Genomic DNA, 24219 nt, shown 5'->3' with positions numbered 1-24219 from the left:
GTTTTAAGGTTAGAAAATTTGCGAGCGTAGCGAGCACAATACCGCCACCTCCGCCGTGCTAAAAGTGACAGAAAACGTTATTAAATGAACGTTTTCTGTCACTCGGCATCTTCGAGACCTTAGACTCGAAGATGAATCATGGAATTCCGAAGGAAGTCGCTGATGTCCGAAAGCACATGAGGATGGTGGCAATAAAAAGACTTTTTCTTCAAGCTGAGGAAATCTCTCGCGATTTCCTTTTTTTGTTAACTTAAGAACATGAAAAATCACAGTATTTCCTCATTTCTAACTTCTGTCGGCAATATCACGAGGCTAAGACAAAAATGTCCAGCCTCGCTTCTTTTATAGATTTAACAGTTTGACTTATATCAATAGTCAGGGGAGTGACGATTGATACCTGAGCCTAAAAATTCAAAAGTGAGGATTGTCGGGGTGAGAGTAAAATAATCCAGTGAATTATTTTAGACCAAACCTAGAAATAAAGGAGTGAGGATAATCGATTTCTTCGAAATGACGATTTTTATTTCACTCCTCGGTATATTAGCCGACTGAACCTTCCATTTCATAAGCAATCAAGCGGTTGAGTTCGACTGCGTATTCCATTGGAAGTTCTTTGGTAAATGGTTCAACAAATCCCATGACAATCATCTCTGTAGCTTCACCTTCTGACAGACCGCGGCTCATGAGGTAGTAGAGCTGTTCTTCAGAAATCTTAGACACTTTAGCCTCGTGCTCCAAGGCCACTTGCGAATTGTGGATTTCATTGAAGGGAATGGTATCTGATTTTGAAATATCATCCATGATAATAGTGTCACACTCGATGTGGCTGACTGATTTTTTAGAATTCCGGGCAAAAGTGACTTGTCCACGGTAGTTTACCGCTCCGCCACCTTTAGCAATCGATTTGGACACAATTGATGAGCTAGTATGCGGCACATTATGGATCATCTTGGCACCTGTATCTTGGTGTTGTCCCGTATTGGCAAAAGCGATAGACAGCATGGTCCCACGCGCTCCTTCACCGTCCAAGTAGACAGACGGGTATTTCATGGTGGTTTTAGCTCCCAGGTTGCCATCAATCCACTCCACTGTCGCATCTTTCATCGCACGAGCACGTTTGGTAACAAGATTGTAGACATTATCCGACCAGTTCTGAATCGTCGTATAGCGCATGTAAGCTCCGTCAAGGGCAAAGATTTCAACAATTGCCGCATGCAAACTGTCACTTGAATAGGTCGGCGCTGTACACCCTTCAACGTAATGCACACTTGCACCCTCATCTACAATGATGAGGGTCCGCTCAAACTGTCCGGTACTTTCGTTATTGATTCGGAAATAGGTCTGCAAAGGAATATCACATTTTACACCTTTTGGCACATAGATAAAGGTGCCTCCAGACCATACTGCACTATTGAGAGCAGCCAATTTATTATCGGTTGGTGGCACTAATTTGGCAAAATACTGCTTGAACAAATCAGGGTATTCTTTCAAAGCTGAGTCGGTATCTGTAAAGATAATGCCCAGCTTCTCAAATTCTTCTTTCATATTGTGGTAAACCACTTCTGATTCGTACTGAGCAGCAGCACCTGCAAGATAAGCACGTTCTGCTTCTGGAATTCCGATGCGTTCAAAGGTTTCCTTTATTTTCTCAGGCACATCATCCCATGAACGAGCTGGTTTGTCAGATGCCTTTTGGTAGTAAATCAAGTCATCAAAATCAATCTCAGACAAGTCTGCTCCCCACGTTTCAAGGGGCATTTTTTTGAAAGCCTCATACGATTTTAACCGAAATTCTAACATCCATTCTGGCTCGTTTTTCGCTGCAGATAAGGCTCGAATTACGTCTTCGTTCAATCCTTTTCCGGTTGACATAATAGGCTCTACATCATCATGAAAACCGAATTTGTATTCACCGAGGTCAATCGGTTTTGGTTCTACTCTTTCCTCTGTCATTCTTTCCTCCTCTATTTCTTTGAGATTTTTCTACTCTTCATTTAAGCCTTTTTTTAGCGCATTCCAGGCCAAGGTCGCACATTTTACTCGCTGTGGAAATTTAGCAACACCTGCTAGAAAAGCAGCATCCCCCAATTCTTTTTGTCGCGCATCTGTCTCTCCTTGAACCATCTCAGAAAAGACCTGTGCTAATTCCAGCACTTCTGCCTTTGTTTTTCCTAATACTAGATCTGTCATCATGCTAGCTGAAGCGGTTGAGATGGTGCAACCCGCATTGACAAAGGCAATATCTTGAATGGTTTCACCAGTTTCATCTAATTGCAGCGACAGATGGATAACATCTCCACAAGTAGGATTGTTCAAATCCACCTGATGAGCTCCAGCAATTTCTCCTTGATGATGAGGATGTTTGGAATGGTCTGCTACCACAGCCATATAGAGGCTTTCTAATTTAGAAAGTGCCATTGAAAAACTCCTTTGTCTTCTCTAGTGCTTCAAGCAATCGATCGCAGTCTTCCTTGGTATTATAAAGAGAAAAACTAGCACGAACCGTTGACTGCACACCCAAATAAGCTAGAAGCGGTTGAGCACAATGATGACCTGCTCGCACAGCTACTCCTTCATAGTCCAGTGCCGTTGCTACATCATGCGGATGCAATCCCTTTATATTAAACGAGATGACACCTGAACGTTTTGCCAAGTCTGCTGGACCATAGATTTCAATCCCCTCCATGGCCTGTAATTTTGGAAAAACATAGGCTAGCAAGTCTGCTTCGTGAGCTGCAATGTCCTCCATCCCCACTTCTTCCAGATAGTCGATTGCCTTAGCCAATCCAATTGCTCCTGCCATATTTGGCGTACCAGCTTCGAATTTCCAAGGTAATTCCTTCCACGTAGCAGATTGCTCATAAACAAAGTCAATCATTTCACCGCCAAATTCTACTGGATTCATTTGAGATAGCCATTTTTCCTTCCCATAGAGAACACCAATCCCTGTCGGACCTAGCATCTTATGGCCTGAAAAAGCAAAGAAATCCACATCTAAATCCAATACATCAATAGCCATGTGTAGAATGGACTGGGCTCCATCTACTACCATAATGGCATCAACTTCGTGCGCCAATCGAGTAATTTCTTTGATTGGATTGATTGTTCCTAAGACATTGGAGACATGGGCCAAAGAGACAAATCTTGTTTTTGGTGATAGTTTGGACTGCAAATCCTCCATATCTAAGAGCCCGTCTTTCAGGTAGACATAGACCAACTTTGCTCCCGTCTTTCGACAAGCTTCTTGCCAAGGGATAATATTGGCATGGTGTTCCATAATGGAAATCAAAACCTCGTCCTCTGGTTGCAAGATTTGGGCTGCAAAATGTGCCACCCAATTGAGACTAGTCGTAGTCCCCCTTGTAAAGAGCACTTCTTTTGTTGATTTGGCACGGATAAATTGTCGCACACGCTCACGCGCCGCCTCATAGCGGCTAGTCGCTCGTTCCGCTAAGGTATGCACGCCTCTGTGAACATTGGCATTATCCGTCTGGTAATAGTTTAGGATTTCTTCTAAAACAACTTGGGGTTTCTGCGTCGTTGCGGCATTGTCTAGATAGACCAAGGGCTCATCATGGACCAACTGGTCTAGGATTGGAAACTCTTTTTTGAGAGCATGGCTATCTACTGACATCTCTCTTACCTCTTACTTAACTTTTCTTCAATTCCGTCAATCATTTCATTGCGGACTTCTTTAACTGGAATTTCCGTAATAACTGCTCCTAGGAAACCACGTACAACCAAGCGCTCTGCTGTTGCCTTGTCCAAACCGCGACTCATGAGGTAATACATGTCTTCAGGATCAACCTGACCAATAGAAGCTGCGTGTCCAGCCGTTACATCATTTTCATCAATTAAAAGAATAGGATTGGCATCACTTCGCGCTTTATCTGACAACATCAAGACGCGGCTTTCTTGTTGGGCATCTGCTCCCTTAGCACCTTTAATAATGTGTCCAATTCCATTAAAGGTCAGCGTTCCTTTTTCTAAAATAACTCCATGCTGGAGGATATTTCCGATTGAATGGCGACCATAGTTCGTCACACGAGTATCAATCCCCTGTACTTGCTTGCCACTTGAGAGAGCTACGACTTTCATATCTGCATGGCTACCATCGCCAAACAAATTACTATCAAAATCAGCTACAACGTTGCCCTCATTCATCACACCGATTGCCCAATCAATACTTGCCTGATTACCTAGCGATGCGCGACGGCGAAGGTAGGTTGTAACACCTTGTCCCAAACGATCAATCGCCGCAAATTTAATCTGACTTCCAGCTCCTGCAATGACTTCTACCGTGATATTAGCTGTTGCTTTTTCACCACCATCTCCAATACTTTCAAATCGTTCTAGGTAGTTTAATTTGGTATGTTTACCAGTAATCACAAGGATATGTTTGTTAAATGGAACATCGCTTGTACTATCTTGGTAAAAAATACCTTCGACTGGCACCTTGATTTCAACATTATCAGGGACATACAAGACCGCTCCGCTATTGAAATAAGCGCTATGGTAGGCAGCAAGTTTATCCTCATCATAGGCTACTGTCTTATTGAAATACTGCTCTAGTATCTCTGGGATTTCTTCCAAAGCTGTGTAAAAATCTGTAAAAATCACACCTGCCTCTGCCAATTCCGGAGACAATTGCTCAAAAACGGTCTGAGTTCCCACTTGAACTAGCTTAGGATTATCTCCCAAAGCTGTAAAATCAGGAACATTGCTAGTTGCTTCTGATTCTGTGATTCTACCATCTCCAAGGTTCCAACGGTGGAATTTCACTCGTTCAATCTTTGGTAAATCTAATGTGTCTATTTTTTCAAAAGCTGCTTGACGAAGATTCCTCAACCAAGCTGGTTCTGCGTGTGCTTGTGAAAACAGTTTAATGGCTTCTTTGGTCATTATTTTCTCCTTTCTGAACAAGTTTCGCCTTAAACTTCCTCTTCGTAAGTCAAGCCTAGTTCTTCAGCAATTTTTGCATAGCCTTCTTTTTCAAGACGGATAGCAAGTTCTGGACCGCCTGATAGAACCACGCGTCCTTCCATCATAATATGAACCACATCTGGTGTAATGTAGTTTAATAACCGTTGGTAGTGGGTAATAATCATGGCACCAAATCCTTCTCCACGCATGGCATTGACCCCTTTTGAAACAACTTTAAGGGCATCGATGTCAAGACCTGAGTCAATTTCATCAAGAAGAGCAAAGGTTGGCTCCAACATCAAGAGTTGTAGAATTTCATTGCGCTTTTTCTCACCACCAGAGAAGCCTTCATTGAGGTAGCGCTCTGCCATTTCTTCTTTCATGTTGAGCAATTCCATTTTCTCATCGAGTTTCGTAATGAAATCACGGACAGAAATTTTCTCATCCTCTTCTTTTCCAGCATTCATTGCAGCACGTAGAAATTCTGCATTGGTAATGCCTGGGATTTCACTCGGGTATTGCATAGCAAGGAAGAGTCCCATACGAGCACGCTCATCGACCTCTAATTCCAAGACATTCACACCATCGAACAAGACTTCACCCTGAGTAACTTCATAGTTAGGATTTCCCATAATCGCTGCTGAAAGGGTTGATTTCCCTGTTCCATTTGGTCCCATAATGGCAGCAATTTCCCCTGTTTTCAAGGTCAAGTTAACTCCTTTTAAAATTTCCTTTCCTTCGATTGCCACATGCAAATCTTTGATTTCTAATACCGACATAGATACCTCCATTTAGTTTTTATCTGATTTATTATACCAAAAAAGAGCCTAATTGGCTCCTTCTTTGTTTAGAAACATTCTTATTTGTCTGCTTCTTGTCTTTCATCCTTTTTCGCTCGTTTTTTAGCTAAATATTCCTGCCGAACATCGCTATTGCCAATAAATCGCAAAAGGTTCAATATAGGCGTTCGATTTTCACCAAATATTCCAATCATTTCACTTAAGATTTCTACGCCCAGTAAGAGAGCAATCATCAGCAGAACTCCTCCTATTCTACTCGATACATTTAATAATAAGGAGGTTAGTGAGAAAATAAAGGATATGGCATAAATGACTAAGACAGTCCCCCGATGCGTCAATCCAAGCGACAAGAGACGGTGGTGCAAGTGCATGCGGTCTGCTTCATAGATTTTTTGACCGGACAAGGTTCTTCGAATAATCGCCACCACCGTATCCGTAATGGGAACTCCTAAAATAATCATAGGAGTCACCACAGCAACTGCTGTCGAATTCTTCAGGCCCTGCAAAGACAGAACTCCAATCATAAATCCGATAAATAACGCCCCTGTATCCCCTACGAAAATAATTGCTGGATTGTAATTATAGGGAAGAAAGCCAGCTATTGCAGCAACCAAGACAAAGACTGTTAGGGTCAAGTAAATATTGCTATCATGTAGGAAAAAATAGGAAACAATCCCCATGGTCGTCAGGGAAATAATCGACACCCCAGACACCAGCCCATCCAAACCGTCAATCAGGTTAACTGCATTGGTAATCGCTACAATCCAGAGAATCGTCAATGCAAAAGCCAACCAATTCGGAAAATGCAACATCGGCCCACCAAAGGGAATTTTAAAATTATCAAAATGAAAATCCGTAAAGAACCAAATAATCATTGCTGCAAGCAGAATACCAAGCAACTTGGGTAGAGGACGCAGCTCTTTAATATCATCAAGTAGACCTGTCGCGATGATGATACCGCCAGCAATGATAACTGGGAGGATATACTCCAAATACGTCCCTCGAGGCTGCACATGCGTCACGATAGGAGCCAAAAAACAGGTTGTTCCTAGCACAAAAGCGGTGAAAATTGCTAACCCTCCTGCAGTTGGCATCGGTACCTTGTTGATACGACGAGCATTTGGGTTATCCACTGCTCCAATTCGAAATGCTAAGAAGCGAACTAGAGGTGTCGCAATAATCGACACAATCATGGTCGAAACAACGACAATGATATACTTCAAAGCAAATGGAATCATGCTAGACTCACCTTCCCAAGCTCCTCAATTGCAGCAACTGGGAGTAGTAGAATACCATGCTCTTGAAGGACTGCACGTGAAATAGAAGTATCATCTGCATGCTCTAACATTCGTGACAAAATGTAGTCTGGATAGCGTGTGGAGCGATTTTCAATATTGATCAAAACTGTCATATAGTAGCGATCATTCATCTTGTACAATTCTGATTCCTCAACTGTAAAATCAACAAGGGACACAAACTGAACAGCCTCCTGAAGACTCGCAAAATCAAGGATATAGTAAATATAATTACGGATGTCCTCTTCCTCTTCTTCATCAAGCTCAGCTTCTTCTACCTGCTCCAAATGTTGAACAGCTTGGTTATCACCTGCACTCTTTTCGCGAATGGTTTTCTCAAGTGTCTTCAAAAATTCATCTGGTGTCATGTGTGACAGTTCATCTAAATCTGCCATATCCGCAAAATCATCAAAGTTCAGTTGCTGATCAATGTCTGATTTTGTCACAAAAATATCAACCTTATCTGGTTTTGGCGTCACACGAAAACTCAGCATCCCACTTTCACGGAAGGTTACTGGTAATTCTAATTCATCTAGCACGGTATAGAAAAATTCTTCTGTCTTTTCCTGTGGTACTAGAAAATCTGCCAATTCCATTCCACGCTCTTCCAAATCTTCCATTTTTATCGTGATTTTCAAGGTTGAATCACTGATTTGTTTCATCTTCATCTCATTACCTCATACTATTCCAATCCCTCCCAAACGACACGTTTGAGAATACGTATTTCATTCATTATACAAAAAATCAGACTCTTTTACAAAAGAAAAGGGAGGATATTCCTCCTCTTCCCCTCTCTACTTAAACGAAGGTGACCACTAATTCATTGAGATAGACAAAAAACAAAAATGTTTTAGTGTCCAACCGAAAAACACCCCCGAAAGGAGTTAGGTTCAACTATTTCACTGCGAAAAGAGCTTACTTGAACATTAGCCAATCTGTTTTCGATGCGAAACACCCTTACTACTTTGTTAGACAGGATTTTTTTATCAGAGAAAGTAATACTTGAGAGCTAGAAAGACAATTTTCGATAAGAAAAAGCAGCCCTTCTAGCAGATCCCGGATATTTTACTGAAAAACAAACCCACTAAGAGCTCATTTCGATTTTTTCAATGAAGAACAGCTTCACTTAGAAGCCAGACAAACATTTTTCAGCAAGAGAAGCTTTCGCTAGAAACTAAATCTGAACAAAAAATTTGTTTTTTCTATTTACTCAAATTACTTTACAGTACCTGATAATTTTCTCAACTGTTGATTTCCGAGCTTAAAAATAAAAAAGCGAGGATTTTAAGTTCCTCACTTCCTAATTTCTCAGTTCGGGTTAGAATAATCCACTGAATTATTCTAATCCCACTCCCTTTACTTCCTAAAAGATAAGCGTGATTAGATAGTAAATCACTAAAATTGTTCCTAGAGCGATGCGATACTTTCCAAAAAAGGTGAAGTCATGTTTTTTTACATAGTCTGTCAAGAAACGAATCACGACAAGCGAGATGAGAAAAGCTGTTACCATCGCTACTAATAACAACATCCATTGTCCAGCTGTCACACTTAAGCCTTTCACGAGCAGTTTAATCACCTTTAAAAAGCTGGCACCAAACATGATTGGAATCCCTAAGAAAAAGGTGAATTCTGTTGCTACTGCACGGCTCGTACCTAAAAGAATACCACCGATGATTGTTGCCCCTGATCGACTAGTCCCCGGAATCAAAGCAAGGACTTGGAACAATCCAATCGAAAGGGCTGTTAGATAAGACATCTTCGCCAAAGAAGTCACCTGTGGCTGACGATCTGTCTGTCTTTTTTCTACGTAGATAAAGGCCACACCATATACAATCAGCATCACAGCAACGACGATAAAGTTGTACAAGTGATCGTCTAACCAATCGTCAAATAAAAATCCCAAAACTGCTGCTGGTAAAGCTGCAATCACCACTTTCACCCATAATTGCCATGTCAACCGAATCTCACGACTGGACTTGCCTGGCTGAAAGGGATTCAGACGGTCAAAATAAATAACCATAACCGCTAATATTGCACCTAGCTGAATGACAACATTAAACATGGATGTGAAATCTGTACTGACATTTTTAAAGGAAACAAACTCCTGTATCAAAATCAAATGCCCTGTACTCGATATGGGCAACCATTCGGTTATGCCTTCAATCACTCCAAAAAAAATAGCCTTAAGAATCTCAATCACCATATTCTACTCCTTTTCGCCTCTCATCAATTATATCACAAAAGCGACTGAAACCGTATAAAATTTCAATTAGTTTGCAATTTGTCAGAATTTTTTATACAATGTAACTACTTTTAAAAAAGGAGAGACTATGAAAAAACGACTGTTGCTATTGCTTACGACACTCATGGGAATGTTCTTTCTCTGTACCGGTGTCAAAGCAGATGATTATCTACGTGTCGGAATGGAAGCCGCCTATGCTCCATTCAACTGGACACAAGAAACGGATGAAAATGGAGCTGTTCCCATCGAAGGAACCACTCAATTTGCAAATGGTTATGACGTTCAGGTTGCCAAAAAAATCGCAGACAAAATGGACAAAAAAGTGCTTGTCGTCAAAACCAAATGGGAGGGCCTTGTCCCTGCACTCACTTCTGGAAAAATCGATATGATTATCGCAGGAATGAGTCCAACAGAAGAACGCAAAAAAGAAATCGCCTTTTCTTCCAGTTACTATACCTCTATTCCTACACTCGTTGTCCGCTCAGATAGTAAGTGGGCAGACGCAACTAGTATCACTGAGTTTGTAGGTGCCAAAATCACAGCCCAACAAGGCGTTTATCTCTATAATTTAATTGATCAGATAACCGGCGTTGACAAACAAACTGCTATGGGAGATTTTTCTCAAATTCGTCAAGCACTCGAAGCTGGAATCATTGATGCCTATGTTTCAGAAAGACCAGAAGCTCGGACAGCCCAAGAAGCAAACCCTGCTTTTAAAATGGTTGAACTGACAACCGGCTTTGAGACACAGGCAGAAGATGTGACCATTGCTGTTGGAATGCGAAAAGACGATGCACGCATTGCACAGGTCAACCAAGTGTTAGCTGCCTTTACTGAAAAAGAGCAACTCGCTCTCATGGATGATATGATTGAAAATCAACCAGTTGAAAAAAACGAGACAACTGAAAAACCTTCTTTCTTTGCTCAAGTATGGAATATCCTTGTGAACAACTGGCCACAATTACTCCGCGGAACAGGCATGACCTTGCTCATTTCTATCTTAGGAACGATTATTGGTACCGCAATTGGCTTGCTCATCGGAGTTTTCCGTACTGCGCCACAGGCAGTAAATAAAGGACTTGCTTTTCTCCAAAAAGTCCTTGCTATTCTCATCAATATCTATATTGAAATCTTCCGTGGTACACCGATGATTGTACAATCTATGGTAATCTACTACGGAACCGCTCAAGCATTTGGCTTGAACCTTGACCGAACTTTGGCTGCCATTTTCATCGTATCCATCAATACCGGTGCTTACATGAGTGAAATTGTTCGTGGAGGAATCTTTGCCGTTGATAAAGGACAATTTGAAGCAGCAACAGCTCTTGGCTTTACCCATAATCAAACCATGCGTAAAATCGTCTTACCGCAAGTCATTCGCAATATCTTGCCTGCTACCGGTAATGAATTCGTCATCAACATCAAGGATACTTCGGTATTGAACGTTATCTCAGTAGTAGAACTCTACTTCTCTGGAAATACTGTTGCAACGCAGACTTATCAATACTTCCAGACCTTTACCGTTATCGCTATTATCTACTTTATCTTGACTTTTACGGTTACTCGAATCCTACGCATGATTGAAAAACGCTTTGATACAGATACTTACACAACTGGGGCTAATCAGATGCAAACGGAGGTGCTTCATGACTAATACGATTTTAGAAATCAATCATCTAAAAAAGGCATTTGGCCAAAATTTGGTTCTAAGAGACATTTCCATGACAGTAAAAAAAGGAGAGGTTATCTCCATCATCGGCTCTTCTGGATCTGGAAAATCAACCTTTTTACGGTCAATCAATCTGTTAGAAACACCTAGTGAGGGAGAAATCCTCTATCATGGGCAAAATGTTTTGGAAAAAGGCTATGATTTGACAAGCTATCGCGAAAAATTGGGTATGGTATTTCAATCCTTTAACCTCTTTAACAACTTGAATGTCTTAGAAAACGCTATTGTCGCCCAAACAACAGTCTTAAAACGTAGCCGCGCAGAGGCAGAAACCATTGCCAAAGAAAATCTAAATAAGGTTGGAATGACAGAGCAATACTGGACTGCCAAACCAAGTCAGTTATCTGGTGGCCAAAAACAACGGGTTGCCATCGCCCGCGCTCTTTCGGTCAATCCAGAAGTTATCCTCTTTGATGAGCCGACTTCTGCCCTTGACCCTGAAATGGTTGGAGAAGTTTTAAAAACAATGCAAGACCTAGCTAAGTCAGGATTAACCATGATTATCGTAACCCATGAAATGGAATTTGCCCGCGATGTTTCAGACCGTGTCATCTTTATGGATAAGGGAGTGATTGCGGAAGAAGGCAGTCCTCAGCAAATCTTTGAAAATCCTCAGGAAACACGGACAAAAGAATTCTTACAACGCTTCCTTGGACATGCTCTATAAAGCAAAAATGGAAGTGAGACTCAATCGGTATTTCGCAGAAATCGATTATCCTCACTCCTTTATTTCTAGGTTCGGGCTAAACTGTTAAAGCTATAAAGAAAATGAGGCTGGACACTTTTGTCTCAGCCTCATTTTTATACGAAGTAAAAGAGGAGACAGAATCTCCTCTTTTTTCACGCTTAAAATTAGTTCTCAAATTTTTTATGATTTTTATCATAAAAATCAATAAGTCCCAAAGCGGTAGCAAATGAAATGTTGTCAATTTTTGCACGGCCTTGTGCAAGGGCAATAACTGACATCTCACGTGCGTTTGTCTCTTTACTGATACGGTATCCAGTAATTTTCTTATCGCGTACCCAACCGACAACTGCGGCCACTTTTTCATAACTAGTCATGAGAAACCCCTTTCTTTATTATTCGTTCAATTCAGTCTATTATATCTTTTCTATCTTGTCAAGTAAAATGCGCAATAAATAGGCATTATTTAGCTTTCAAAGCAGACAATATCTGAGTACGAATATCTTCCATGCCTTCAGGACTTGCTGGCAAGAAAATGGTGCTATTTCCTGTATGTGAAAAATTATTAAGGGTATCAAGATATTGGTTGGTTAAGAGGATTGACATAATCTGCTCTTCTGTCAAACCAATATCTGATTCTTTTAACTCCTTGATAGAATCTGCTAGACCATCTACAATGGCTTTCCGTTGTTGGGCAATCCCCACACCATGAAGACGATCTTTTTCAGCTTCAGCTTCTGCTGCTGTGACAATCTTAATCTTGTCCGCTTCTGCCAATTCCTGAGCAGCAGCACGTTTCCGTTGCGCAGCATTGATTTCATTCATGGACTGCTTTACTTCTGCATCAGGCTCGACTTTGGTAATCAAGGTTTTCACAATAATGTAACCGTAAGTAGACATTTCTTCTGCTACCTGTTTTTGTACTTCAAGGGCGATTTCATCCTTTTTCTCAAACAATTCATCCAGCGTTAACTTAGGCACAGAGGAACGAAGAGCATCTTCAATATACGACTTAATTTGTGCTTCAGGACGTATCAATTTATAGTAGGCATCTGTAACATTATTTTCATTGACCCTGTACTGGGTTGCCACATTCATCGTTACAAAGACATTATCCTGGGTTTTGGTTTCCACGACAATTTCGCTCTGCAATAAGCGTAATTGAATCCGAGCTGCAATGTGGTCAATACCAAATGGAAGTCGTAGATGAATCCCACTCGAACTCAACTTCTGGTATTTACCAAAGCGTTCGATAATCACAACCGATTGTTGTCTAACAACATAGAGTGAGCTGAGGACAACTACTCCAACCAACAAAACAAGCAACACAAACACGATGCTAATAATACTAATCATCATAGAGCATCCCTCCTTTTCTTTGTAGGATATTATACTCCTTTATTTGAGACTTATCAAGTAAAAATAGGGGATTTTTACACTATTTTACCGCTTACACAAGAAGATTATATAAGGTTTCATTACCGCGAAGATTGATAAAGGACGGATCAAATGTTTCCATGCGTTCAATCAATCCTGCATAATCATGCTTGTCACCTAAAGCCACCCCAATCAAGACCGGACCTGTTCCCTTACTAGCACGCTTGATGTATTCAAAACGCGTAATATCATCATTTGGTCCCAAGATATCTGTTACAAATTCTCGCAAAGCTCCGGGACGTTGAGGGAAATTGACAACAAAATAATGTTTGATACCGTCATAAATCAGCGCCCGCTCTTCCATTTCTGGCATGCGGTTGATGTCGTTGTTCCCACCTGAGATAATACAGCAGACAGTCTTTCCTTTGATATACTCGCTCAAGACATCTAGAGCTGCAATACTGGCTGCACCTGCTGGCTCTGCCACAATCCCTTGTTTCGAATACAAATCAATTAAGGTTTCAGAAATCAAGCCTTCATCCACACCAATAAGATTCTCCACATACTGACGTGTCACTTCGTAGGTTAATTGGCCTACTTTTTGTACGGCAATGCCATCTGCAAATTTATCAATTTCCTTTAGCTTTACAGGACCTCCTGCTTCAAAGGCAGCCTTCATACTCCGAGCACCTTCAGCTTCTACCCCAATGACTTCAATGGCTGGATTGGTTTCCTTGATATAGGTAGCGACTCCCGCAATTAAGCCACCTCCACCAACTGGTACTAAAACTGTGTCAAAATCAATAGATTCGCGCTCTGCTTCTTCCATAATTTCATAGCCTACCGTACCTTGACCAGCCTGCACATGGATATCATCAAAAGGTGCAATGAAGGTACGGTTTTCACGCTCCGTAAAATCCTGTGCTGCTTTGGCTGAAGCATCAAACGTATCTCCGACCAACTTGATATCCACCATCTCACCACCAAAGAAACGGACTTGACCAATTTTTTGTTGGGGTGTGGTAATCGGCATGAAAATCGTCGCAGGAATTCCCAACTCATTACAGGTAAAGGCAACTCCTTGGGCATGATTTCCCGCACTGGCACAGACCACACCACGCTTACGCTCCTCTTCTTTCAGTTGGGAAATAGCGTAGTAGGCCCCACGAATTTTGAAGGAACGAACACGCTGGGCATTCTCTCTTTTGAGATAGATTTTCGCTCCATATTTTTCTGACAAATAACGGTCATAATCAAGTGGAGTATACACCACCACATCCTTTAATACCTTATGAGCACGTACAATGTCCTTAGCTGTTAACATAGTTTCTCCTTATCCATCCGTGAAAAAAGTGAGGAGCTGAGCATCTTGCTAGCCCCTTCCCTCACTTTCTTTCTATCTTTGTCTGATTTTTCAGTATCTACATCCTATCCGACTTGACCAAGCTCAAGCTTAATTGTAGATTTTGAAGGCATCGTCATCATTTTTACCAACAAATGGCATTGCTTTACGCAATTCAGCACCTACCTTTTCGATTTCAAGCTCCGCTGCTGCCTTGCGGTATTCTTCCATACGTGGACGACCTGCCTTGTAGTCTTCAACAAAGTCATTGGCAAATTTACCAGATTGAATATCTGCAAGAACAGCCTTCATGTTTTCTTTCACTTGGTCTGTAATCACACGTGGTCCTGATACGTAATCCCCAAATTCTGCCGTATTTGAAATAGACTGACGCATTTTCTTGAAACCACCTTCGTAAATCAAGTCCACAATTAGTTTCATTTCATGCAACACTTCAAAATAAGCTAATTCTGGTGCATAACCTGCTTCTGTCAAGACTTCAAAACCAGCTTCCATCAATGCAGTTAAGCCACCACAGAGAACAGCTTGCTCACCAAACAAGTCTTCTTCAGTTTCTTCCTTGAAGGTTGTTTCTAAAAGTCCAACACGCGCTGAACCAACACCTTTTGCCCAATCCATCGCAATGTGCTTGGCGTTACCCGTTGCATCTTGATAAACGGCATAGAGAGCTGGCACTCCAAAACCTTCTTCAAAGGTACGACGCACCAAGTGACCTGGACCTTTCGGTGCACACATGAAAACATCGACATCTGCAGGGACCTTGATAAAGCCAAAATGAATATTAAATCCATGGGCAAAACCGAGTGCATTTCCTGCTTCCAAGTTTGGTGCCACCTCTTCTGCATAAAGATCTGCTTGAATTTCGTCTGGAGCAAGAATCATGATGACATCTGCTTGTTTTGCAGCTTCTGCTACTTCAAAGGTTTCAAAACCATCTTCTTTTGCCTTGTCAAATGACTTACCAGCACGAACACCAATAATAACATCATGGCCTGTATCACGCAAATTTTGCGCATGGGCATGTCCTTGTGAACCATATCCAATAACGGCGATTTTTTTGCCATTAAGTGCTGCTACTGTTACATCTTTTTCATATTGCATTTCTACTGCCATAATCTGTTCTCTCTTTTCTAGTTTATTTTCATTAAATTTACTATTTTTGGATATTTTCTTAACTGTACGAACGCAAGCAAACTTCTCCAAATTCAGAGTGTCAATTGCTCCTATTCCAATTTCAGGGAGTATTAATCTCTACTGAATCCTGTCGCTCCTGTGCGAGCAATATTTTTAATTCCATAAGGTTGAATGACTCTAAGAAGCGCTTCAATCTTATCTCCATCACCCGTCATCTGAATAGTAATCGAATGAGGGGCTACATCAACGACACTTGCTCGGAAGGGCTGAATAATGGCTAAAATTTCTGCTCTCTTAGCAGGCGGTGCTACTATTTTAACAAGAAGCACTTCGCGTTCCAAGTGGGGAATATCCGTAATATCCCTGACACGCACTACGTCAATTAAGCGATTGAGTTGCTTGATGATTTGCTCGACCTCATCCATGGTCTTGACATCAATAATGACCGTCACCCTGGAAATTTCTGCTACTTCAGTCGGTCCCACTGAGATGGATTCAATATTAATCTGTCTACGAGATAGGACACCTGTAAAGCGGTTCAATACCCCAGATGAATTTCTCAACTTTGCTGTTAGCATTCTACGCATTGAACTTCACCCCCAACATTTCTGCATTGCTCTTGCCTGCTGGAACCATTGGTTGCACATGTTCTTTATTAGAAATATGAACTTCTAGTAAGAGCGGTCTATCTTCTTTTAGCACTTGTAAATCTTCGGCTAAAGTCGCTGGATCTGTACAACCTTCATAGCGAATGCCATAGGCTTCTGCTAATAAACGGAAATTCGGCTCTGCGTCAAAGACGGACTGGCTGCGGCGTTCTTCATAGAAGGATTCTTGCCATTGGCGCACCATTCCAAGGGAATGATTATTGAGCAGCACCACCTTAATAGGAACTCGGTAACCATTCAAAATGGCTAATTCTTGGTTAGTCATTTGGAAACCACCATCTCCAACGAAGAGAATGACTTCTCGCTCTGGATTGGCCAATTTTGCACCAATAGCTGCTGGAATCCCAAATCCCATCGTACCCATACCACCAGAAGTAATCAACTGCCTTGCATGTTTGTAAGGATAAAACTGAGCTGCCCACATTTGGTGTTGACCTACGTCCGTCACGATAATCGCATCGCCATTCGTTATTTCACCAATCAGCTCAACAACCTTTTGTGGCTTAATGTGGTCCGAATCCTCATCGTAGCCAAAGGGTGCCTTGCGCTTATTTTCCAAGGTCAGATTGGTCCATTCTTCATGGTCAGTTTCTACGGTTTCAAGAGCTAGTAGAGCTTCAAGCGTTGCTTTGGCATCCCCTACAACTGGAATATGCGTTTTAACTACTTTTCCAATTTCTGCTGGGTCAATATCAATATGTGCCACTGTCGAATGAACTGCAAAAGTGCTTGGATTACCAGTCAAACGATCATCAAATCGTGCCCCGATATTAATAATATAGTCCGCATCGGTCAAGGCCATGTTTGACGCATAAGAACCGTGCATTCCACCCATTCCTAGTGATAATTCATGCTGAATCGGAATGGTTCCCAGACCAAGAAGGGTTGATACAACCGGAATACGATAGCGCTCTGCAAAGGCAACTAATTCTTTTGTAGCATTAGCATAATTCACTCCACCACCTGCAAGAATAACGGGCTTTTTGGATATGGAGAGCCACTGCAAAATCTTCTTCACTTGCAAGCCATTTGGTTGAATCGTTGGCTGATAACTTGGTAATTGAACCGTATCATCATAGTAGAAATCAACTACAGCTTCTTGAATATCTTTTGGAATATCAATGACTACTGGACCTGGACGACCTGTTGTTGCAATATGAACCGCTTCAGTAATCACACGGGGAATATCTGCTGCATCTCGCACTTGATAATTATACTTGGTAATAGGCATGGTAATTCCAATAATATCTGCCTCCTGAAAGGCATCCTTACCAATTCCTCGAGTAGCAACCTGTCCTGTGAAGACCAATAGCGGTACGCTATCTCCCATCGCATCAGCTATTCCGGTAATGGCATTGGTTGCCCCTGGTCCACTCGTAACGAGCGCAACACCAATTTTCCCAGTTGACTTGGCATAACCTTCTGCTTCATGGGTTGCTCCTTGCTCGTGACGTGCCAATACATGCTGAATTCCGTCAAAGCGATAAATCTCATCATAAAGCGGCAATACTGCTCCACCTGGATAACCAAAAATGATGTCAACACCTAACTTTTTCAGGGTATCAAGTATCAGATAGGATCCCGAACGTACTTCATCTAATTGAACTTGGTTCAACTCTCCTCCTCCTCTCGTCTGTCGTTTTATATTTATCTTCTATAGTATCATGTTCTGAACAAAAATACCAGATGAATGTTGCTTATGTACTATCATATCATAATAGTTGCTAAAGTCAATAGAATTTTCTGAAAATTCCTAATTTTATTCGTTTTTAGAAACTTTTTAACATAATTCTCTCTCCAAATGTATTTTTAATTTTCTTTCGAAAGAAGGAAATGTTAGAATTTATAAAATAATTGAATTTTCAGAAATTACTAATTTTTTAATCTTATCATTTAATAAAACGCAAATCTATGCTATAATATAAGGAAAACTATAGAGAAAGAATAGGACGAGCCGATGACAGCTAAAGAAACACCGCAAGATTTGAGACACCGTAGTTCTGTCTATGATTCCATGGTTAAATCACCAAACCGTGCCATGTTGCGTGCTACAGGTATGCAAGATGAAGATTTTGAAAAACCAATCATCGGAGTGATTTCAACTTGGGCAGAAAATACACCTTGTAATATCCACCTGCACGACTTTGGAAAAATTGTCAAAACAGGAATTAAAGATGCGGGTGCTTGGCCAGTCCAATATGGAACCATTACTGTTGCAGACGGGATTGCAATGGGAACTCCTGGAATGCGTTTCTCCCTCCCTTCTCGTGATATTATTGCTGACTCTATCGAAGCAGCTATGGGTGGTCACAACGTTGATGCCTTCGTAGCAATTGGGGGCTGTGATAAAAATATGCCTGGCTCTATGATTGCCATTGCCAACATGAACATTCCTGCTATTTTTGCTTACGGCGGAACGATTGCCCCAGGAAACTTGGACGGCAAAGACATCGACCTTGTCTCTGTTTTTGAAGGAATCGGGAAATGGAATCACGGTGATATGACCGCTGAAGAAGTGCGTCGTCTTGAATGTAATGCCTGCCCAGGACCTGGTGGATGTGGCGGAATGTACACGGCCAATACCATGGCCTCTGCTATCGAAGTTCTTGGAATGAGCTTGCCAGGTTCTTCATCACACCCAGCTGAATCAAAAGAAAAGAAAGCAGATATTGAGGAAGCAGGTCGTGCAGTTGTCAATATGCTAAAACTGGGATTAAAACCGTCTGATATCTTAACACGAGAAGCCTTTGAAGATGCCATTACTGTCACCATGGCACTCGGTGGCTCAACCAATGCCACTCTTCACCTCCTTGCCATTGCTCACGCAGCCAATGTTGATTTAACTTTGGAAGATTTTAATGATTTCCAAGAAAAAGTACCGCACTTGGCTGACCTGAAACCATCTGGAAAATATGTTTTCCAAGATCTTTACGAGGTCGGTGGCGTTCCTGCGGTCATGAAATACTTGCTGAAACATGGCTTCCTACATGGAGATCGAATCACCTGTACTGGTAAAACTGTTGCAGAAAATCTCGAAGCCTTCGATGATTTGACACCGGGTCAACAGGTCATCATGCCACTGGAGAATCCTAAACGCGCAGATGGTCCACTGATTATCTTGAAAGGGAATCTAGCACCTGATGGTGCAGTAGCCAAGGTATCAGGAGTGAAAGTCCGCCGCCATGTCGGTCCTGCTAAAGTATTTGATTCTGAAGAAGAAGCAATTGAAGCTGTCCTATCTGACGAAATTGTAGACGGGGACGTTGTCGTTGTGCGTTTTGTTGGACCAAAGGGTGGTCCTGGCATGCCAGAAATGCTCTCTCTATCTTCTATGATTGTTGGGAAAGGGCAGGGGGATAAGGTCGCTCTCATCACAGATGGTCGCTTCTCAGGTGGTACTTACGGCCTTGTTGTCGGTCACGTTGCACCTGAAGCTCAAGTTGGTGGTCCAATTGCTTACCTCCGCACAGGCGATATTGTAACAGTTGACCAAGATACCAAAGAAATCACAATGGCTGTATCCGAGGAAGAAATCGAACGCCGAAAAGCAGAAACAACACTCCCACCACTCTACTCGCGTGGCGTACTTGGAAAATATGCTCATATCGTATCATCTGCTTCCAAAGGAGCCGTTACAGACTTCTGGAAAACCGAAGAAACAGGGCAAAAATAGACCAAAAAACCAGTCATTTCACTAACTGGTTTTTGAGAAAGGATAATATGAACTACAAGGTTGAACTGACTCGCTTTAAAGTTAAGGAAGGAAAGTCTGCAGTCGTTGATGAGTGGATGAACTTTCTAAATAGTCATATGGAAGAAACCCTACTAACTCTTGAAGATGAGAAAATGTATGTCGAAACGATTTTTAGAGAAACCCTAGACGGGCAAGAATACCTCTACTGGTATGCTGTCCAAGGTCTAGGTGGTATTGATGTCGAAGATTCTGAATCTGAAATTGACAAGAAACATCTGGAATACTGGGAAGAATGTATCGATAGCAGCTTTGGCTTCAAAGATTTAGATACACAGGTCGTCATGATTCAAAAGCCAATTATCGAAACCATGGAAAAACTAGATTCTGATGATAAGTGACACGATAAAAGAGACTGAAATAGCTATTTTCAGTCCCTTTTATTTTATCCATAGACACTTAAATGAATGACCTGTCCTTCTCATACTCTATAAAAATCAAAATCTGACTAGCTTCCACAATTGAGAATTGTGGAAGACTGGAAATAGAACGAGCACAGCTCGCCCCTTGCTTGCAATTGAGAATTGTGGAAGGTAAGAAATAGAGCGAGCATAGCTCGTCTCTACTGAACCACTAGTTCGAACTAATGTTAGCCGAGGATTATGATATAATCCTTCAGCTTGAAGAAAAAGTCTTTTTATTGCTACCCTCCTCATGTGCTTTCGGAAATCACGACTTCTGTCTCACTCCCACTTTTAGCACGGCGGAGGTGGCGGTATTGTGCTCGCTACGCTCGCAAATTTTCTAACCTTAAAACTACAGAAAATGAAATATCATTGTACTGTTTTTCTGAATTGTGAGGTTTGTCTACATTCTGAATCCTTATTTCCAACCTTCAACAGTCCACCGGACTGTTGAAGCAAGGTAGTGAACGACGTCAGACTTTGATTTTTGATGAGTATCACCTTTTATTTTGGGCTGATTCCCAACGTAATACGACCAACTCGGCTAATACGTGTCATTTTCCAGACAGGAGACCAAACAACTTCAATCCCAGCATTTTCAATGCCGTCAATCTTTTTTAACGCATCTATTAGCTCTTCTGGCAAGGTTTCCGAGCAGGTACAGCCAGCATCTGTGAACGTCATGACTACTTTACAAAATCCATTTTCATCCAGATGAATTTCATAAATCAGACCTAGATTATAAATATCCAGCTCAATTTCTGGATCATAAATGCTTTCTAAGGTTTGAATCAATTGATTTTCCAAAGCTAAGGCCCGATCGTTGATTTTAATATCTTCTCTCATTCTACCCCTCCACAATCTTATTTCTATAGTGGATTGAGAAAGGAATAGGACAGGCGATAGAACTAGCAATCATCAAACCGACTGAACGATGTCCTAACCTTTATTCAATTCACTATATTATGTCAAAAACCAACGCAGCTAATCTAGTTGATATTTATTGAGTATTATTCTCTCATATTTCATACAGATTTTCAAGAAGAATGAAAATCGTTTCAAAAGGGAGTGGGACAAACCAGGATGAGTGCGACGCGCTCACCCACAAAAGAATGTAATCTGGAAGATTACGTATAAAAAATCGTGATTTCGTAGAAATCGATTATCCTCACTCCTTTATTTCTAGGTTCGGGCTAAAATAATCCTCTGGATTATTTTAGCTTGAAGAAAAAGTCTTTTTATTGCCACCATCCTCATGTGCTTTCGGACATCAGCGACTTCCTTCGGAATTCCATGATTCATCTTCGAGTCCAAGGTCTCGAAGATGCCGAGTGACAGAAAACGTTATTAAATGAACGTTTTCTGTCACTTTTAGCACGGCGGAGGTGAAGGTATTGTGCTCGCTACGCTCGCAAATTTTCTAACCTTAAAACTACAGAAAATTAAATATCATTGTAATATTTTTCTGAATTGTGAGGTTTGTCTACATTCTGAAATAATCCTCTGGATTAGTTTACCCCCACCCGCAAGGTTGATTAGCTTTCACAATTCTCAATTGTGAAAGGTTGGAAAGTAAGCGCTCCATAACGAGGTATCTAGTAATCCTCTCACTCCTCCAGTATACTGTTAGTAGAAAACAGAATTGGAGGCTATTGTGATGTCACAACCTATTGTTCCTTTGGAAACGCCCCAATCTCGTCGTTTTGATAAGAAAAACAAAAACGAGATGGTGCTGAAATTGCGTATTGGAAGAGTTGAACTAAGCTTGTTCCAATCTCTTCATCAAGAAACACTGGAAACTATTTTAGATAAGGTATTGCTCTATGGCGATTCATCTCAGTGATCTAGGCAAGGTCTATCTTGTCTGCGGGAAAACGGATATGAGACAAGGTATTGACTCGCTCGCTTATCTTATTAAACGTCAATTTGAATTAGATCCCTTTTCTGGTCAAGTTTTTCTCTTCTGTGGTGGCCGCAAAGATCGTTTCAAGGCCCTTTATTGGGATGGACAAGGTTTCTGGTTGCTTTACAAGCGATTTGAAAACGGCAAACTCACTTGGCCTAATGATGAACATGAGGTCAAAGCCCTCACTTCCGAGCAAGTAGACTGGCTGATGAAGGGATTTTCGATAAGCCCTAAAATAAACCCTACAAACAGTCGTGATTTCTATTGAAATCATGGCTTTCTTTTCGGTATAATAAAGAAAACTGGAGGGTGAGACTATGGAAGAGTTATTAGCCATTATTAAACAACAAGCAGCTGTTAACCAACAACTCACAAATGAACTTGCTCTCCTTCGTGAACAAGTAGCTTATCTGACACAAAAGCTCTATGGCAAGTCATCAGAGAAGGTTGTGTATCAACCTGGTCAGCTAAGTCTCTTCGAAGAAGAACCACTTCCTGAAGAAGACGCTAACTTGCCCAGGTGACACAGAAACGATTACCTATAAACGTAAGAAAACCAAGGGAATTCGTCAGGCTATTTTTAGTCAATTCACTCCAGAGATGGTTCATCATGAACTAAAAGGCGAAGACTGCACTTGTCCAGACTGTCACGGTCAGTTGAAAGAGATTGGTTCAACCGTCCAACGTCAAGAATTAATCTTTATTCCTGCGCAATTGAAGCGGATTGATCATGTCCAACATGCTTACAAATGTCAGGCGTGTAGCGAGAAGAATCTCAGTGATAAGATTGTCAAAGCTCCCGTCCCTAAAGCCCCTTTAGCACATAGCTTTGGGCCAGCCTCCATCATCGCTCATACGATTCATCAGAAATTCAATCTCAAGGTACCGAACTACCGCCAAGAAGAGGATTGGAATAAACTTGGCTTGCCTATCACACGGAAAGAAATCGCCAACTGGCACATCAAGTCTAGTCAGTATTATTTCGAGCCGATTTATGATCTTCTGCACGAGAAATTACTAGAACAGCCCATTCTCCATGCGGATGAGACTTCTTATAAGGTCTTGGAAAATGATAGCCAGTTGACCTTTTACTGGACCTTCTTGTCTGGGAAGCATGAAGAACAGGGAATCACTCTTTATCATCACGATAAAGGGCGGAGTGGCTTGGTTGTGAAGGAGTTTCTTGGAGATTACACAGGCTATGTACATTGTGATATGTGGTCGGCATATAGGCAGTTAGACAAAGCTCAGCTAGTTGGTTGTTGGGCGCATGTCAGAAGAAAGTTCTTCGAGGCGACGCCTAAGAAGGTAGACAAGACCTCTTTAGGAGCTAAGGGATTAAGGTATTGCGACCGCTTATTTGCTTTGGAGAATGACTGGGTTGACCTCTCTACTGAAGAGCGACTACATAAACGCCAGGCAGAGTTAGCTCCCTTGATGGATGAGTTCTTCGACTGGTGTCGTGAGCAGGCTGTTTTATCAGGTTCTAAATTGGGCATGGCCTTAGAGTATAGCCTCAAATACGAAACCACCTTCCGAACGATTCTCTCGGACGGCAATCTAGTCTTGTCCAACAACATAGCAGAGAGGGCTATGAAGACCTTGGTTATGGGGCGTAAGAACTGGCTTTTTTCTCAGAGCTTTGACGGCGCTAAGGCGACAGCCATCATCATGAGCTTACTAGAAACAGCTAAGCGTCATGATCTCAACACTGAGAAATACATGACTTATCTTCTAGAACATCTTCCTAGTGAGGAAAGCCTCGCAAATAAGAACGTTCTAGAGGCTTATTTACCGTGGGCGGAAAGTATTCAAAACAACTGTAAATAGAAAACATTCCAGAGTCCGTCCAGACTTTGGAATGTTTTTCAATATACCTCGTTATGGGGCGGTTACGTTGGAAATAAGGCTAGCGAATTATTCTTCGCTAGCCTCTTTAATA

General features: G+C 41.6%; 23 protein-coding genes. 8 read left to right on the top strand and 15 right to left on the bottom strand.

What is annotated here, in order from left to right; genetic code table 11:
• Positions 1-540: 540 nt before the first annotated feature.
• From sufB to J5M87_RS01795, 8 genes are all read right to left on the bottom strand, one after another.
• Positions 541-1953, bottom strand: coding sequence for a Fe-S cluster assembly protein SufB (gene sufB / locus J5M87_RS01830; protein ID WP_154632455.1), 1413 nt, complete (start codon positions 1951-1953; stop codon positions 541-543).
• A 30-nt stretch (positions 1954-1983) separates the two neighbouring features.
• On the bottom strand, positions 1984-2418 hold the full coding sequence (gene sufU / locus J5M87_RS01825; RefSeq protein WP_154609078.1) for a Fe-S cluster assembly sulfur transfer protein SufU: 435 nt from the start codon (positions 2416-2418) through the stop codon (positions 1984-1986).
• Positions 2405-3634 carry a cysteine desulfurase gene (locus J5M87_RS01820; protein WP_154609077.1) on the bottom strand — a complete coding sequence of 410 codons (1230 nt, stop codon included), beginning with the start codon at positions 3632-3634 and terminating at the stop codon, positions 2405-2407. Before J5M87_RS01820 ends, sufU begins: the two co-directional genes overlap by 14 nt.
• Positions 3635-3639: 5 nt before the next feature.
• Positions 3640-4902 (bottom strand): Fe-S cluster assembly protein SufD, encoded by a 1263-nt coding sequence (sufD, locus tag J5M87_RS01815; RefSeq protein WP_154609076.1) that lies wholly within the window; start codon positions 4900-4902, stop codon positions 3640-3642.
• A gap of 29 nt (positions 4903-4931) precedes the next feature.
• Positions 4932-5702 carry a Fe-S cluster assembly ATPase SufC gene (gene sufC, locus J5M87_RS01810; RefSeq protein WP_154609075.1) on the bottom strand — a complete coding sequence of 257 codons (771 nt, stop codon included), beginning with the start codon at positions 5700-5702 and terminating at the stop codon, positions 4932-4934.
• 80 nt (positions 5703-5782) lie between these two features.
• Positions 5783-6961 carry a glycosyltransferase family 4 protein gene (locus J5M87_RS01805; RefSeq protein WP_154609074.1) on the bottom strand — a complete coding sequence of 393 codons (1179 nt, stop codon included), beginning with the start codon at positions 6959-6961 and terminating at the stop codon, positions 5783-5785.
• On the bottom strand, positions 6958-7686 hold the full coding sequence (mecA, locus tag J5M87_RS01800; RefSeq protein WP_154609073.1) for an adaptor protein MecA: 729 nt from the start codon (positions 7684-7686) through the stop codon (positions 6958-6960). Before mecA ends, J5M87_RS01805 begins: the two co-directional genes overlap by 4 nt.
• 695 nt (positions 7687-8381) lie before the next feature.
• A complete protein-coding gene (locus tag J5M87_RS01795; RefSeq protein ID WP_154609072.1) occupies positions 8382-9221 on the bottom strand; it encodes an undecaprenyl-diphosphate phosphatase in 840 nt (279 codons plus the stop codon).
• 127 nt (positions 9222-9348) lie between these two features.
• Between J5M87_RS01795 and J5M87_RS01790 the strand changes: the two genes are divergently transcribed.
• Both J5M87_RS01790 and J5M87_RS01785 read left to right on the top strand, forming a co-directional pair.
• On the top strand, positions 9349-10914 hold the full coding sequence (locus J5M87_RS01790; protein ID WP_154609071.1) for an ABC transporter substrate-binding protein/permease: 1566 nt from the start codon (positions 9349-9351) through the stop codon (positions 10912-10914).
• A complete protein-coding gene (locus J5M87_RS01785) occupies positions 10907-11656 on the top strand; it encodes an amino acid ABC transporter ATP-binding protein (RefSeq protein WP_154609070.1) in 750 nt (249 codons plus the stop codon). The genes J5M87_RS01790 and J5M87_RS01785 overlap by 8 nt, the downstream gene beginning before the upstream one ends.
• A gap of 185 nt (positions 11657-11841) precedes the next feature.
• On the opposite strand, the gene J5M87_RS01780 is transcribed toward J5M87_RS01785, so the two are convergent.
• The 6 genes from J5M87_RS01780 to J5M87_RS01755 form a co-directional block, all read right to left on the bottom strand.
• Positions 11842-12051 carry a capsule biosynthesis transcriptional regulator gene (locus J5M87_RS01780; RefSeq protein ID WP_075098784.1) on the bottom strand — a complete coding sequence of 70 codons (210 nt, stop codon included), beginning with the start codon at positions 12049-12051 and terminating at the stop codon, positions 11842-11844.
• Between the two features lie 85 nt (positions 12052-12136).
• Positions 12137-13030 carry an SPFH domain-containing protein gene (locus tag J5M87_RS01775; RefSeq protein ID WP_375138174.1) on the bottom strand — a complete coding sequence of 298 codons (894 nt, stop codon included), beginning with the start codon at positions 13028-13030 and terminating at the stop codon, positions 12137-12139.
• A gap of 94 nt (positions 13031-13124) precedes the next feature.
• A complete protein-coding gene (ilvA, locus tag J5M87_RS01770) occupies positions 13125-14375 on the bottom strand; it encodes a threonine ammonia-lyase IlvA (protein WP_154609068.1) in 1251 nt (416 codons plus the stop codon).
• A gap of 129 nt (positions 14376-14504) precedes the next feature.
• A complete protein-coding gene (gene ilvC / locus J5M87_RS01765) occupies positions 14505-15527 on the bottom strand; it encodes a ketol-acid reductoisomerase (protein ID WP_154609067.1) in 1023 nt (340 codons plus the stop codon).
• A 131-nt stretch (positions 15528-15658) separates the two neighbouring features.
• Positions 15659-16135 carry an acetolactate synthase small subunit gene (gene ilvN, locus J5M87_RS01760; RefSeq protein ID WP_067086499.1) on the bottom strand — a complete coding sequence of 159 codons (477 nt, stop codon included), beginning with the start codon at positions 16133-16135 and terminating at the stop codon, positions 15659-15661.
• Positions 16128-17831 (bottom strand): acetolactate synthase large subunit, encoded by a 1704-nt coding sequence (locus J5M87_RS01755; RefSeq protein WP_154609066.1) that lies wholly within the window; start codon positions 17829-17831, stop codon positions 16128-16130. The genes ilvN and J5M87_RS01755 overlap by 8 nt, the downstream gene beginning before the upstream one ends.
• 342 nt (positions 17832-18173) lie before the next feature.
• Here J5M87_RS01755 and ilvD point away from each other — a divergent pair, with 342 nt between their 5' ends.
• Positions 18174-19889, top strand: coding sequence for a dihydroxy-acid dehydratase (gene ilvD, locus J5M87_RS01750; RefSeq protein ID WP_154609065.1), 1716 nt, complete (start codon positions 18174-18176; stop codon positions 19887-19889).
• Between the two features lie 47 nt (positions 19890-19936).
• Entirely contained in the window at positions 19937-20308 is a 372-nt protein-coding gene (locus J5M87_RS01745; RefSeq protein ID WP_154609064.1) for a DUF6176 family protein, read from the top strand.
• Positions 20309-20875: 567 nt separating this feature from the next.
• Here the strand turns inward: J5M87_RS01745 and J5M87_RS01740 are convergent.
• The gene (locus J5M87_RS01740; protein WP_154609063.1) at positions 20876-21217 is read right to left on the bottom strand and encodes a metal-sulfur cluster assembly factor; all 342 of its coding nucleotides are present in this window, start codon (positions 21215-21217) and stop codon (positions 20876-20878) included.
• An 811-nt stretch (positions 21218-22028) separates the two neighbouring features.
• Between J5M87_RS01740 and J5M87_RS01735 the strand changes: the two genes are divergently transcribed.
• Genes J5M87_RS01735 through tnpC form a run of 4 tightly spaced genes read left to right on the top strand, consistent with a single transcriptional unit; the run spans position 22029 to position 24107 of the window.
• The gene (locus J5M87_RS01735) at positions 22029-22214 is read left to right on the top strand and encodes a hypothetical protein (protein WP_154607888.1); all 186 of its coding nucleotides are present in this window, start codon (positions 22029-22031) and stop codon (positions 22212-22214) included.
• On the top strand, positions 22195-22545 hold the full coding sequence (tnpB, locus tag J5M87_RS01730; protein ID WP_208769377.1) for an IS66 family insertion sequence element accessory protein TnpB: 351 nt from the start codon (positions 22195-22197) through the stop codon (positions 22543-22545). Before J5M87_RS01735 ends, tnpB begins: the two co-directional genes overlap by 20 nt.
• Before the next feature lie 49 nt (positions 22546-22594).
• Positions 22595-22801 carry an IS66 family transposase gene (locus J5M87_RS01725; protein WP_154632457.1) on the top strand — a complete coding sequence of 69 codons (207 nt, stop codon included), beginning with the start codon at positions 22595-22597 and terminating at the stop codon, positions 22799-22801.
• Positions 22773-24107, top strand: coding sequence for an IS66 family transposase (tnpC, locus tag J5M87_RS01720; RefSeq protein WP_208769383.1), 1335 nt, complete (start codon positions 22773-22775; stop codon positions 24105-24107). The genes J5M87_RS01725 and tnpC overlap by 29 nt, the downstream gene beginning before the upstream one ends.
• The last annotated feature ends 112 nt before the right edge of the window (positions 24108-24219 follow it).

The sequence above is a fragment of the Streptococcus sp. zg-86 genome (assembly GCF_017639855.1).
Classification (GTDB): Bacteria; Bacillota; Bacilli; order Lactobacillales; family Streptococcaceae; genus Streptococcus; species Streptococcus zhangguiae.
The sequence above is the reverse complement of the archived record's forward strand: the minus strand, read 5'-3'. Positions and strand labels throughout refer to the sequence as shown.

Coding starts and splice junctions, on each gene's coding strand:
- sufB (WP_154632455.1), bottom strand. CDS start 1,953: ATGACAGAGGAAAGAGTAGAACCAAAACCGATTGACCTCGGTGAATAC.
- sufU (WP_154609078.1), bottom strand. CDS start 2,418: ATGGCACTTTCTAAATTAGAAAGCCTCTATATGGCTGTGGTAGCAGAC.
- J5M87_RS01820 (WP_154609077.1), bottom strand. CDS start 3,634: ATGTCAGTAGATAGCCATGCTCTCAAAAAAGAGTTTCCAATCCTAGAC.
- sufD (WP_154609076.1), bottom strand. CDS start 4,902: ATGACCAAAGAAGCCATTAAACTGTTTTCACAAGCACACGCAGAACCA.
- sufC (WP_154609075.1), bottom strand. CDS start 5,702: ATGTCGGTATTAGAAATCAAAGATTTGCATGTGGCAATCGAAGGAAAG.
- J5M87_RS01805 (WP_154609074.1), bottom strand. CDS start 6,961: ATGATTCCATTTGCTTTGAAGTATATCATTGTCGTTGTTTCGACCATG.
- mecA (WP_154609073.1), bottom strand. CDS start 7,686: ATGAAGATGAAACAAATCAGTGATTCAACCTTGAAAATCACGATAAAA.
- J5M87_RS01795 (WP_154609072.1), bottom strand. CDS start 9,221: ATGGTGATTGAGATTCTTAAGGCTATTTTTTTTGGAGTGATTGAAGGC.
- J5M87_RS01790 (WP_154609071.1), top strand. CDS start 9,349: ATGAAAAAACGACTGTTGCTATTGCTTACGACACTCATGGGAATGTTC.
- J5M87_RS01785 (WP_154609070.1), top strand. CDS start 10,907: ATGACTAATACGATTTTAGAAATCAATCATCTAAAAAAGGCATTTGGC.
- J5M87_RS01780 (WP_075098784.1), bottom strand. CDS start 12,051: ATGACTAGTTATGAAAAAGTGGCCGCAGTTGTCGGTTGGGTACGCGAT.
- J5M87_RS01775 (WP_375138174.1), bottom strand. CDS start 13,030: ATGATTAGTATTATTAGCATCGTGTTTGTGTTGCTTGTTTTGTTGGTT.
- ilvA (WP_154609068.1), bottom strand. CDS start 14,375: ATGTTAACAGCTAAGGACATTGTACGTGCTCATAAGGTATTAAAGGAT.
- ilvC (WP_154609067.1), bottom strand. CDS start 15,527: ATGGCAGTAGAAATGCAATATGAAAAAGATGTAACAGTAGCAGCACTT.
- ilvN (WP_067086499.1), bottom strand. CDS start 16,135: ATGCGTAGAATGCTAACAGCAAAGTTGAGAAATTCATCTGGGGTATTG.
- ilvD (WP_154609065.1), top strand. CDS start 18,174: ATGACAGCTAAAGAAACACCGCAAGATTTGAGACACCGTAGTTCTGTC.
- J5M87_RS01745 (WP_154609064.1), top strand. CDS start 19,937: ATGAACTACAAGGTTGAACTGACTCGCTTTAAAGTTAAGGAAGGAAAG.
- J5M87_RS01740 (WP_154609063.1), bottom strand. CDS start 21,217: ATGAGAGAAGATATTAAAATCAACGATCGGGCCTTAGCTTTGGAAAAT.
- J5M87_RS01735 (WP_154607888.1), top strand. CDS start 22,029: ATGTCACAACCTATTGTTCCTTTGGAAACGCCCCAATCTCGTCGTTTT.
- tnpB (WP_208769377.1), top strand. CDS start 22,195: ATGGCGATTCATCTCAGTGATCTAGGCAAGGTCTATCTTGTCTGCGGG.
- J5M87_RS01725 (WP_154632457.1), top strand. CDS start 22,595: ATGGAAGAGTTATTAGCCATTATTAAACAACAAGCAGCTGTTAACCAA.